Below are 11,711 nucleotides of genomic sequence, written 5' to 3' on the forward strand. Positions count from 1 at the left end.
CTCCGCATCCGACCCCCTCCATGCTCTGGGAGTCGTCTTCAGAATCTCTCTTGCTCTCCAATGCAATAGGCCAGAGAAATCCATATGCGATTCCCCTGCGCCTGCGGGGGAGGGCTGGGGAGAGGGTGCCTCGGCTGGCAAGACTCCCCAAGAGGAGAAAACCCTCACCCGGCGCTGCGCGCCGACCTCTCCCGCAAGCGGGCGAGGTGCACCGTCTCCGCGGTCGCACCGGCTTCACTAACCGTCATTCGGTAACACCATGTCACCCCGTCTGAAGCTGCGAGATATCGCATTGTTCGAACGTCCCGTGCATTTCGCGCGGCCGTTCCGCTTTGGCGCGATGACCATCAGCGCGACGCCGCAGCTGTTCGTGCGGGTCGAGATCGAGGTCGAGGGCAGGGGAAGCGCGGTCGGCGCCAGCGCCGAGCTGCTGGTGCCGAAATGGTTCGACAAGCGGCCGGAGCTGTCGCCGGCGCAGACGGTCGATGGTTTGCGACGCTCGCTGGAGATTGCGCGCGGACTTTATCTGGCGCGGACTGGATATTTGACGGCGTTCGATCTGCATGCCTCGTGCATCGGCGCCCAGGTCGCGACCTGCGCGAAGAAGAACATTCCGGCGCTTGCCGCGGCCTATGGTCCAGCGGAAATCGACAAGGCGATCCTCGATGCCCTGCTCCGCGCCGCCGAGACCAGCTTCTTCGATGGGATGGCCGCTAATATCGCCGGCATCGATGCGCGGCTGTCGCCTGACCTGAGCGAAAGGGACATCAGAACGTTTCTCTCGAGCCGGAAACGGCTGGAGCGTGTTGCCATCAGGCACACCGTCGGCCTTGATGATGCCGTTGAAGGTGACGGCGGAGTTGCCGATCCACGCGAGAACGCCGGTGCTCGCTATTTCAAGCTCAAGCTGTCGGGCGATCCCGCCGCCGATGCGGTGCGGCTGGCGCGGATCGGCAAGGAGCTTGATACGATCGGACATGATTACAAGGTGTCGCTCGACGCCAACGAGCAATACGCCGATCTCGCCGCGTTGCAGGCGCTGATGGATCGCCTCGATCACGATCCCGCGTTGCGGCCGATCGCCTCGCGCCTGCTCTATGTCGAGCAGCCGATGCCGCGCGACATCACGAGGCAATCGCCACTGGGCTCGCTTGCCGCGCGCGGTTTCATCATCGACGAAGCCGACGACAGCTACGATGCGTTCCCCGCAGCGCGGGCCCTCGGCTATCGCGGTATCTCCTCAAAATCCTGCAAGGGTCTCTACAAGGCCATCGTCAACGCCACGCGCGCGGCGAAATGGAGCGCGGAAGGCGAGGCGTTCTTCGTCACGGCCGAGGATTTGACCTGCCAAGCCGGCCTTGCCGTGCAGCAGGACCTCGCGCTCGGTGCCCTGATCGGCGTCACCCATGCCGAACGCAACGGCCATCACTATGTCGACGGCTTCGGCGACACGCCCGCCGCTGAAGCTGCAGCTTTCGCGGCGGCGCATCCCGATCTCTATGCCGATGCCGGGCAGGGCATCCGTCTCTCCATTCACGACGGCGATCTCCTGACGGGATCGCTTCATGCTGCGGGCTTCGCCACCTCGGTCCATCCGGACTGGTCGGCGCTTCGCCCGCTCGAACAGCCAAAATCACTTCAGGAGCAATTGGCATGACTACCCAACGCCTCGGCCTCATCATGAACGGCGTCACCGGCCGCATGGGGCTCAACCAGCATCTGATCCGCTCGATCGTCGCGATCCGCGACCAGGGCGGCGTCCGCTTGAAGAACGGCGATCGCGTGATGCCCGACCCGATCCTGGTCGGCCGCAGCGCCGAGAAGGTCGAGGCCCTGGCCAAGCGCTACAACATCACGCGCTGGACCACTGACCTCGACGCCGCGCTCGCCGACAAGAACGACACCATGTTCTTCGACGCCGCGACCACGCAGGCCCGACCCGGCCTTCTGACCCAGGCCATCAATGCCGGCAAGCATGTCTATTGCGAGAAGCCGATTGCGACGAATTTCGAGGAGGCCGTCGAGGTCGTGAAACTCGCTCACGCAAAGGGCGTCAAGCACGGCACGGTGCAGGACAAGCTGTTCCTGCCCGGCCTGAAGAAGATCGCCTTCCTGCGCGACTCCGGATTCTTCGGCCGCATCCTCTCGGTGCGCGGCGAGTTCGGCTATTGGGTGTTTGAAGGCGGTTGGCAGGAGGCGCAGCGGCCGTCCTGGAACTACCGCGACGAGGACGGCGGTGGCATCATCTTGGACATGGTCTGCCACTGGCGCTACGTGCTCGATAATCTCTTCGGCGAGGTCGAGAGCGTGAGCTGCATTGGCAACACAGACATTCCCGAGCGCTACGACGAGCAGGGCAAGAAATACAAGGCGACCGCGGACGACTCGGCGTACGCGACGTTCCAGCTCAAGGGCGGCGTCATCGCCCACATCAATATGTCCTGGGTGACGCGGGTCTATCGCGACGACCTCGTCACTTTCCAGGTCGACGGCACGCTCGGCTCCGCGGTCGCAGGGCTCACCGATTGCGTGATTCAGGCCCGGCAGGCGACGCCCCGTCCGGTGTGGAATCCCGATGAGAAGCGGCTGCACGATTTCTACGGCGACTGGCAGAAGATGCCCGACAACGTCTCCTACGATAACGGCTTCAAGGAGCAATGGGAGATGTTCATCCGCCACGTCTACGAGGATGCGCCCTACAAGTTCACGCTGCTCGAAGGCGCCAAGGGCGTGCAGCTCGCCGAGTGCGCGTTGAAGAGCTGGAAGGAGCGGCGCTGGATCGACGTCGCCCCGATCAAGGCCTGAAGCCGAGTCCTAGTGTCAGTTGAGCCGTCATTGCGAGGAGCGAAGCGACGAAGCAATTCCAGACTTTCTTTGCGGAGACGCTCTGGATTGCTTCGCTTCGCTCGCAATGACGGGGAGAGGTCAAAAATTATGAACAAGCCAGTCCAGCCCAAGCCTGCTCCTTCAATGTCGTCATTGTCGCTCAAGCTGCCGAAGGCCGATCGTTCGATCGAGACCTATCGGCTCGCGGCCTCGCGCCCGTTTCCCGCAAAGCTCGAGGGCCCGCTGAACCGCATCGCCTTCTCGGCCGTGCACACGGTCGCCGATCCCTTCGCCGACAACGATCCCTGGCTTTCGGTCGCTGTCGACTGGGACAAGACCATCGCCTTCCGCGAGCACGTCTGGGACCTCGGTCTCGGCGTTGCCGAGGCGATGGACACCGCGCAGCGCGGCATGGGGCTGGACTGGCCGACCTCGCTGGAGCTGATCACGCGCTCGGTCGCTGCCGCGAAGCGTCGCAACGCGCTGGTGTTCTCCGGCGCGGGCACCGATCATCTCGCGATCGAGGATGCCAGGAACCTCGACGACGTGATCCGCGCCTATGAGGAGCAGATCTCGGCGGTCGAGAAGGTCGGCGGCCGCATCATCCTGATGGCGTCGCGGGCGCTTTCCAAGTTCGGCCGCAATGCCGATGATTACGCCAAGGTCTACGATCGCGTGCTCTCGCAGGTCCGTGAGCCCGTGATCATCCACTGGCTGGGCGATATGTTCGATCCGGCGCTGACGGGCTATTGGGGCACCAAGGATCTCGACAAGGCGATGGATATTGCGGTCGCCATCATCAACGCCAACGCTGCCAAGGTCGACGGCGTCAAGGTCTCGCTGCTCGACAAGCAGCGTGAAATCGATATGCGCCGTCGCCTCGACAAGCGCATCAAGATGTATACTGGCGACGATTTCAACTATGCGGAGCTGATCGCCGGGGACAGCGAAGGCTTTTCGCATGCGCTGCTTGGCATCTTCGACGCCATCGCGCCGGCAGCATCCTACGCACTGTCGCGGCTGGCGGCCGGCGATGAAGCCGGCTTCCACGACGTGCTGGGACCGACCGTTCCCTTGTCGCGCCACATCTTCAAAGCGCCGACGCGCTTCTACAAGACCGGCGTGGTGTTCATGGCTTATCTCAACGGCCACCAGGACCACTTCACCATGGTGGGCGGCCAGGAGAGCGCGCGCTCGATGCTGCATCTGGCCGAGCTGTTTCGCCTTGCCGATCAGGCTGGCCTGCTCGCCAATCCGGAACTCGCGACACAGCGGATGAAGACTGTGCTGGCCTCGCACGGACTTGAACCCTGATGCGCGATTTCTCGTCCGACCATCGCTGGCTGTCGCTGAACACGGCGACGGTCCGCAAGCAGGGTGACCTCGTCGAGATCATCGATGCCTGTGCGAAGCAGCGCATCCGCGCCATCGATCCCTGGCGCGACCAGGTTGCTTCTGTCGGGCTCGACCGCGCGGTACGCGCCGTGCGCGACGCCGGCCTCGATCTCTCAGGTTATTGCCGTGGCGGCATGTTCACCTCGGATTCTTCGCGGCGGGGCGAAGTGCGCGACGACAACCGGCGCTGTGTGGACGAGGCGAAGGCGCTCGGCGCGCCCTGCATCGTGCTCGTGGTCGGCGGCCTGCCGCAATATTCGCGGCCGGGCAGCGAGGCCTCGAAGGACATCGCGGCAGCGCGCGGCCAGGTCGAGGAAGCGCTGGCCGAGATGCTCGATTACGCCAAGCAGGCAGGCCTGCCATTGGCGATCGAGCCATTGCACCCGGCCTATGCAGCCGACCGCGCCTGCGTGAACACCACAAAACAGGCGCTCGACATCTGCGACCGGCTCGACCCCGGCCGCAGCGGCATGCTCGGCGTTGCGCTCGACGTCTATCACATCTGGTGGGATCCGGAGCTGATGGGCCAGATCGCGCGCGCCGGCCAAGATCGCCTGCTCGCCTTCCACGTCTGCGATTGGATGGTGCCGACCAAGGACATCCTCAACGACCGCGGCATGATGGGCGACGGCGTGATTGACATCAAATCGGTGCGTCAAGCGGTCGAAGCGCAGGGCTTTGCCGGCTATTCGGAGATCGAAATCTTCTCCAATGACTGGTGGGCCAAACCGATGGACGAGGTGCTGCGCACCTGCATCGCGCGGCACAAGACGGTGGTGTAGGTCACGCGCGCGCTGCCCTTACGGTCCTGCAACCTGTTGCAGCGTGTTGAAGCGCGCCTTCTGCTCGCTGCTCAGCGTCGCGTAGAACTCGTCCAGTGCGGGTTGCACCAGCTTGGCGGCGGCGAGCATGGCTTGGAGACGATCCCCCATGGCTTCCAGGCGTCCGACGGGTGTCAACGGCACACTGTCCGGGCAGACGGCTTGCAGTGCTGCGACTGCCTGCTTCGTCGCGTCGTCCAAGCGCTCGAGCGCATCCTTCTGCTTGCCGGCCGGGCGGACAACGGCGTCGATGCGTTCGATCGGCAACTGGGTCAGGCCGGACTTCGGATCGCCGCAACCCTCGCTACTCGCTTCCTGCTGCTGTGACGAGCGGTCGCCGACAGGGGGCCCAAGCGCGTTGAAGCGCGCTTGCTGTTCGTCGCTGAGCGAGTTGTAGAATTTCTCCAGTGCCGGTCGCACGATCTTGACCGCTTCCAGCGTCGCGCTGATGCGATTCATCATCGCGCGCAGGCGGCCAGGCGGCGTCAATGCATAAGTCTCCGCGCAGGAATCCTTGAACACGGCGGCCGCGTTGGCCGCCGCGGTCTTCAACTCGTCGAGCAGCGCGCGTTGCTCCGGCGTCGGCTGCACTGCTTTCGCGATATCGGCAAGCGGCCAAGCCGTCACGCCCTTGTCTGGTGTGCCGCACAATTGCTGTAGCGTCTGCGGGCTCACGCTGGCGCGCGGGCGCGCCCGGCGGCCGCCGCCGGCGTGCGGATAGTCATACGGATTGGTGCTGGCATAGGCGGAATAGGGGCCGTCACCGCCCCAGAACACGGTGTCGACGAAATCGTCATACGCGTACGCCCAATAGCCGGGCTCATAAGCATAGGACCAGAACGTGTAGTTGAAAATGTCGGAATAGGCGTATGGCCAGAACACCGGCCCAAGCCACGCCACGAACGCCGCGGGATGGCGGTGACGCCAAGCCTGCCGGGGAGCCCAGCCGCTCTGGCGGGTGAGGAGGGCCGCTTGGGTCTGCGGATTGGCCTGCTCACGGAAGCGCGCGGCAAACCGCCCGCGCTCAGCAGCCTGCGCGGCGGCCGTGGTGGCCGGGGCGCGCGCGGCCGGAGCCTGGAGGCCAAGCCGCTGCTGGCGCGCCAGGTCGCTCTGCTGCGCGCGCTGCTCGCGATCAAGCAAGCGGTTCTGCGTCTGGAGCATCCGTTGCTGCAGGCGTTGCGCCCGCACGCTTTCCGGCTTTTGCGACTGCAATTGCTGCACACGCTGCTGGAGTCGTTCGATACGGGTCTGACGCTCCGTCGTCTGGCGCGACAGCATCTCGCGCTGCCGCTGCTGCACCATCTGCTCACGCTGCTGGACTTGCTGCTGGCGCTGTTGCGCGCGCTGTTCAATCTGATCCCGCCGCGACAGCCGCTCGCTCGCGGCCGGCGGTCCGCTGGGGCGCGATGGGGCCGCGATGTGCGGCATCGGCCGAGGCGCCATGGCCGGATGTTGCCGTGCTGCCGGCGACCGATGGAATTCAGGCCGCGGTGTCGCCACGTGCGGGGCTGCCCGCGGCGGTGCAGCGAAATGTGGGGACGGGCGCGGTGGCGGTGAGGCAATACGCGGCGCCGGATGTGGCGCCATGGCTGGTCGCTGCGGCATGGCCGGCCGCTGCATGGCCGGGGGATGATGGAAAGCCGGCGCTGCGGGGCGTGCCATGGCTGGCGGCGCCGCCGGATGGGCCGTGGCCGGTGGTGCTGCTGGCCGAGCCGCCGGTGCTGCGGCCGGACCGGGTGGTCCGCCCCTTCCGTGTCCGAGTCCTTGGGCGAAAGCGCCGGCGCTCGTCGCCAGCACCGAGACACCAACTAAAAAAGCCGTAAGGCAAACGCAACGCGGAAGCATGGTTCTAGCTCCCAGCTCGTCATCGCCCACGACGTTCAACGCACAGGTGGCCGGATCGTTCGTTCTTGGCCGCGGCCGGCCTTGCGATCTTCCGACGCAGGCAGCCTCAAGAGAAATCCTGGGTCAAGGTGGTGGCGAGCCGCTCCAGCGCCCAGTCGACCTGGTCGCTGGTGATCACCAGCGGCGGGGCGATGCGGATCGTGTATTCATGCGTATCCTTGGCGAGGATGCCCTTGCCCTGGAGCGCCTCACAATAGCGGCGTGCGCCCCCGGCCTCGGGATGCAGCTCGACCGCCAGCATCAAGCCGCGTCCGCGCACCTCGCGGATCATGTTGGCACGGATGCCCTTCAAGCCTTCGAGGAAGCGCGCGCCCTGCCTGGCCGCGTTCTCGATCATGCCTTCCTCGACCAGCACGCGCATCGCCGCGCGCGCCACCGCGCAGGCAAGCGGATTGCCGCCAAAGGTCGAACCATGCTGCCCGGGTCTCAATGTCCCGAGCACGTCGTTGTTCGAGAGCACGGCCGACACGGGATAGAAGCCACCGGACAGGGCCTTGCCGAGCAGCGTCACGTCCGCCTCGATTCCCTCGTGCTGTTCGGCGAGCAGCTTGCCGGTACGGCCGAGCCCGGTCTGGATCTCGTCGAGCACCAGCATCACGTTGTTGGCGGTGCAGAGCTGGCGCACCTTCGTGAAATAGCCGGCTGGAGGAATGACGACACCGGCTTCGCCCTGGATCGGCTCGACCAGAAAGGCGACGGTGTTGGGCGTGATTGCGTCTTCCAGCGCCGCGGCATCGCCGAACGGGATGATCCTGAAGCCAGGCGCGAACGGACCGAAATGTGTGCGTGTCTCGGGATCGGTGGAAAACCCGACGATGCCCAGCGTGCGTCCATGGAAATTGTTGGCGCAGACGATGATCTCGGCCTGGCCGTCCGGCACGCCCTTCACCTCATAGCCCCATTTGCGGACCGACTTGATCGCGCTTTCGACCGCCTCGGCGCCGCTGTTCATCGGCAGCACCTTGTGCGAGCCGGTGAGCGCCGCGATTTCCTCGTAGAACAAGGCGAGCTGGTCGTTGTGAAAGGCGCGCGAGGTCAGCGTCAGCCTGTGCGCCTGTTCGACCAGCGCTGCCAGGATCTTGGGGTGGCAGTGGCCCTGGCTGACCGCCGAATAGGCCGAGAGGCAATCGAGATAACGGTTGCCTTCGGTATCCCACACCCAGACACCTTCGCCGCGGGACAGGACGACCCCGATCGGCTCGTAATTGTGGGCCCCAAAGCGTGCTTCTGTTGCGATGAAATCAATGACCGACGAGCTCATGTGTCGTCACTCCATGGCCGCGCACGGCGGCGTCAACCGACTGCACCGCCGGCGGCCCTCAACTTGATCTGGGTATCAACTTGTCGCCTCGGAAGCCTGCATGCGTCCGATGGCGTAGCCCCCACCCGATTTGCCTGAAATGTCAGAGGGTTCTCTACTGTGCATGGGGTTGTTTTCGTCATTTTTGTTTGGAGGCTTCATCCGATCGCGCAGGGCACGCTCAAAAAGCCGCGAAACCGGACCCGCCCGCCCCGCACCGGCTGCCCGGCCACGGCATAGTTTGGGAAGCGCGCCAGGAAGCGCGAGATCGCGATCGCGCCTTCCAGCCGCGCCAGGGCCATGCCCGCGCATTGATGCGCGCCGGTGGCGAAGGCGAGGTGCCGGTTCGGCGTGCGCGCGATGTCGAAGCGTTCGGGCTCCGGAAACTGTGCGGGGTCGCGGTTGGCCGCGCCAATGCACAGCGTGACCGAGGTGCCGGCGTCGAGCATGACGCCGCCGAGCTCGACCTTTTCCGTGGTCATCCGATTGCCGAGCTGGTTGGAGCTCTCGTAGCGCAGCATCTCCTCGACGGCGGTCTTGATCATGTCGGGGTTGTCGATCAAGCGCTGCTTCTGGTCCGGATTGCGGTGCAGCGCGACGAGGCCGTTGCCGATCAGGTTGGTGGTCGTCTCGTGGCCGGCATTGAGCAGGAAGATGCAATTGTGCAGCAGCTCCTTCTCGGTCAGCCGCTCGCCGTTCTCCTCGCTCCCTTCTCCTTGGATCAGGCGCGTCAGCACGTCGCGCTCGGGATTGCCGGGCTTTCGGCGCCGGCGCGCGACCAGCGTCTCGAGATAGGCGAGGAAGTCCTGCACCGCTCTGTTGCCGCGCGCGGCCGCTTCGGGCGACACCACCGGTTCGAGTGCGCCCAGGATCGCCAGAGACCACTCGCGCAGCGGCGCGCGTTCCTCGTGGGGCACGTCGAGCAGATTGCCGATCACCTCGATCGGAATGGAGGCGGCAAAGTCCTCGATCAGCTCGCAAGCCCCCTTGGCGGCGATGGCGTCGAGCAGGCCGTCGACCAGCTTGATGAGGTCGCCCTCCATGCCGGCGATGGCGCGAGGCGACAGTGCTCCCATGATCAGGCGGCGCACGCGGGTATGGGACGGCGGATCGTTGAAGACGAGGCTCGTGGTGTGATGCTCGTAGAGCAGGCTGTCGCCGTATTTCGGCGCGAACTCGCGCTTCTTGTCCGAGCTGAACGATTTGGTGTTCTTGTAGGTGGTGACGAGATCGTCATAGCGGGTCAGGAAGACGGTGCCGTTCGGCAGGCGTTTGACCGGTTCGTTCTCCCGCAGTGCACGATAGGTCGGATAGGGGTTGTCGTAGAACTCGGGCGTCAGCTTCTCGAGATCGAAGCTTGCCGCCAGCTCCTTCGCATCTGCGTTCATTCCGTTATACTCGCCGGTTAAAGCCGATATGCCGTTTTTGTTGTTCTGGCCGACGCGCGCATGCGTCTACAGTCGCGCCGTCTTTGCTAGCTGACCGGACAGGAAAATGCACGCGCGCGCTGACGCTCCCGACACGGCCCCGAGTGTTCTCTGGCCGGACGATATTTTCGCGACATTGCAGCGCTTCGACGTCCGGCAGGTGCCGTACGTGCCCGATGCCGGTCACTCGAAGCTGATCCAGCGCGTGCTGGCCTCCTCCACGATGCGCGGCATACCGCTGACGACGGAGGAGGAGGGCGTGGCACTTCTCGCCGGCGCCTGGGCGGGCGGACAGCGCGGCGTGTTGCTGATGCAGTCGAGCGGCGTCGGCAATTGCATCAACATGCTGTCGCTGATCCCGATCCTGCGCTTTCCGTTCCTCACGCTCGTGACCATGCGCGGCGAGTGGGGCGAGTTCAACCCGTGGCAGGTGCCGATGGGGTCGACCACGCAGGGCGTATTCGAGCTTTCCGGCGTCAAGGTGCTGCGTGCCTCGAACCCGGCCGAGGTGCCGGCCGTGCTGGAGGCGGCCGCAGCGCAGGCCTACAACGCACTCACTCCCACCGCCGTCCTTCTGTCGCAGCGCCTGATCGGCGCCAAGGTTTTCACCAAATGAGCAAGGCCAATCTCCTCGACCGCCGCCAAGTGGTGTCCACACTGCTCGCGGAGCGCAAGGATGTGGTTGCGATTGGCGGCTTAGGTGCCTCCACCAACGACATGTGCGCGGCCGGCGACCACGCACGCAACTTCTATCTCTGGGGTGGCATGGGCGGAGCTGCGATGATCGGGCTCGGGCTCGCGCTGGCGCAGCCAAAGCTGCCGGTGCTGGTCATCACGGGCGACGGCGAGATGCTGATGGGCATGGGCAGTTTGGCCACCATCGGGCTGCAGAAGCCGGCCAATCTCTCCATCGTCGTGCTCGACAATGAGGCCTATGGCGAGACTGGCGGCCAGACCAGCCACACCTCCGCGGCTGCCGACCTCGTCGGCGTCGCTCGGGCCTGCGGCATCGAGGACAGCCGGGCCGTCACGACCATGGCCGAGGTCGAGGCCTTGGCCAAAGTCGTCCACGACGTTTCCGCGGGGCCACGCTTTGCCAATGTGAAGATCGACAGCGCCAGCGTTGAGCGGATCTTGCCGACCCGGGACGGGACCTACATCGTCAACCGGCTCCGGGGCGACCTGGGCTTCCGGCCGATTTAGGGCCGGCCTTGCCGATGTCGTCGTCCTGCTCGTGCGCCGTGTGCGCGAGCCAGTTTCGACCCAATCTAGAGGTTGCGATGCAGCATAGTGCTTGACTTTTGCGTGGGTGAGTGCTTACTCACTAGCATGAGCTCATTGCGTATGACGAGCGACCTGAGGCGTCAATTGATCCTCGGTGCCGCGAAACGTTGCTTTGCCCGACACGGCTATAACGGCACCACGACCAAGAGCGTGGCGGCCGCCGCTGCTATTTCCGAGGCGCTGCTGTTCAAGCATTTCCCCTCCAAGGCGGCGCTCTACGCCGAGATCCTGAGCGACGAATGCGAGGCAGATCCGGCCCTGATGGAGCTGCTCGAACGGGAGCCCTCGACTGCCACCCTGGTCGAGGTGATCCGCGGCATGGTCGAGCATTTCCTTCACATCGCCGACGGGCCCGACCAGGAGGAGGCGCAGCGCCTGCGACTGATGGCCACGAGCCATTTGGATGATGGCGAATTCGCCCGTTTGCTATATGCCAAGATCGAGACGCTGATCGGGGCTGTCTTCGTCGCCTCGCTCGAGCGCGCGGTGGCCGCGGGGGACGCACGGCCGTGCACTGGCGATCCGCTCAACCTGTTCTGGTTCGCGCATCATTCGGTGATGACGGCGGCGCTGACCAGGCTGCCGGCCACGCCCTGTCTCGCTTACGGCAAGGCAAACGATCTGGAGCGGCAGCTCTGTGAGTTTCTCCTGAGGGGTATCGGACTTAACGACGCCGCAATTGCTGCGCATCTGGGCCACAATCAGGCCGCGAATGCCGGCAAGGCGGCGATTGCAGAAAGTGCATGACATGAA

The 11,711-nt window shown here is 64.9% G+C and carries 10 protein-coding genes; 7 read left to right on the forward strand and 3 right to left on the reverse strand.

What is annotated here, in order from left to right:
* Window positions 1-259: 259 nt before the first annotated feature.
* From IVA87_RS26795 to IVA87_RS26810, 4 genes are all read left to right on the forward strand, one after another.
* Window positions 260-1,657: a hypothetical protein gene (locus tag IVA87_RS26795; protein WP_247306839.1), complete on the forward strand. Its 1,398-nt coding sequence runs from the start codon at window positions 260-262 to the stop codon at window positions 1,655-1,657.
* Entirely contained in the window at window positions 1,654-2,805 is a 1,152-nt protein-coding gene (locus IVA87_RS26800; RefSeq protein WP_247306842.1) for a Gfo/Idh/MocA family oxidoreductase, read from the forward strand. Before IVA87_RS26795 ends, IVA87_RS26800 begins: the two co-directional genes overlap by 4 nt.
* 129 nt (window positions 2,806-2,934) lie before the next feature.
* Window positions 2,935-4,140 carry a dihydrodipicolinate synthase family protein gene (locus tag IVA87_RS26805; RefSeq protein ID WP_247306845.1) on the forward strand — a complete coding sequence of 402 codons (1,206 nt, stop codon included), beginning with the start codon at window positions 2,935-2,937 and terminating at the stop codon, window positions 4,138-4,140.
* On the forward strand, window positions 4,140-5,003 hold the full coding sequence (locus tag IVA87_RS26810; protein ID WP_247335809.1) for a sugar phosphate isomerase/epimerase family protein: 864 nt from the start codon (window positions 4,140-4,142) through the stop codon (window positions 5,001-5,003). The genes IVA87_RS26805 and IVA87_RS26810 overlap by 1 nt, the downstream gene beginning before the upstream one ends.
* Window positions 5,004-5,021: 18 nt before the next feature.
* On the opposite strand, the gene IVA87_RS26815 is transcribed toward IVA87_RS26810, so the two are convergent.
* From IVA87_RS26815 to IVA87_RS26825, 3 genes are all read right to left on the reverse strand, one after another.
* On the reverse strand, window positions 5,022-6,470 hold the full coding sequence (locus IVA87_RS26815) for a Spy/CpxP family protein refolding chaperone (protein WP_247306850.1): 1,449 nt from the start codon (window positions 6,468-6,470) through the stop codon (window positions 5,022-5,024).
* Between the two features lie 523 nt (window positions 6,471-6,993).
* Window positions 6,994-8,208 (reverse strand): ornithine--oxo-acid transaminase, encoded by a 1,215-nt coding sequence (rocD, locus tag IVA87_RS26820; protein WP_247306855.1) that lies wholly within the window; start codon window positions 8,206-8,208, stop codon window positions 6,994-6,996.
* A 197-nt stretch (window positions 8,209-8,405) separates the two neighbouring features.
* A complete protein-coding gene (locus IVA87_RS26825; RefSeq protein ID WP_247306858.1) occupies window positions 8,406-9,635 on the reverse strand; it encodes a cytochrome P450 in 1,230 nt (409 codons plus the stop codon).
* Between the two features lie 106 nt (window positions 9,636-9,741).
* Between IVA87_RS26825 and IVA87_RS26830 the strand changes: the two genes are divergently transcribed.
* The 3 genes from IVA87_RS26830 to IVA87_RS26840 all read left to right on the forward strand — a co-directional run bounded on the left by IVA87_RS26830 (window position 9,742) and on the right by IVA87_RS26840 (window position 11,705).
* A complete protein-coding gene (locus IVA87_RS26830) occupies window positions 9,742-10,290 on the forward strand; it encodes a phosphonopyruvate decarboxylase (RefSeq protein ID WP_247306860.1) in 549 nt (182 codons plus the stop codon).
* A complete protein-coding gene (locus tag IVA87_RS26835) occupies window positions 10,287-10,877 on the forward strand; it encodes a thiamine pyrophosphate-dependent enzyme (RefSeq protein WP_247306862.1) in 591 nt (196 codons plus the stop codon). Before IVA87_RS26830 ends, IVA87_RS26835 begins: the two co-directional genes overlap by 4 nt.
* A 126-nt stretch (window positions 10,878-11,003) precedes the next feature.
* Window positions 11,004-11,705, forward strand: coding sequence for a TetR/AcrR family transcriptional regulator (locus tag IVA87_RS26840; protein ID WP_247335812.1), 702 nt, complete (start codon window positions 11,004-11,006; stop codon window positions 11,703-11,705).
* The last annotated feature ends 6 nt before the right edge of the window (window positions 11,706-11,711 follow it).

Origin of the sequence: Bradyrhizobium sp. 147 (genome assembly GCF_023073935.1) — a bacterium.
GTDB lineage: Bacteria > Pseudomonadota > Alphaproteobacteria > Rhizobiales > Xanthobacteraceae > Bradyrhizobium.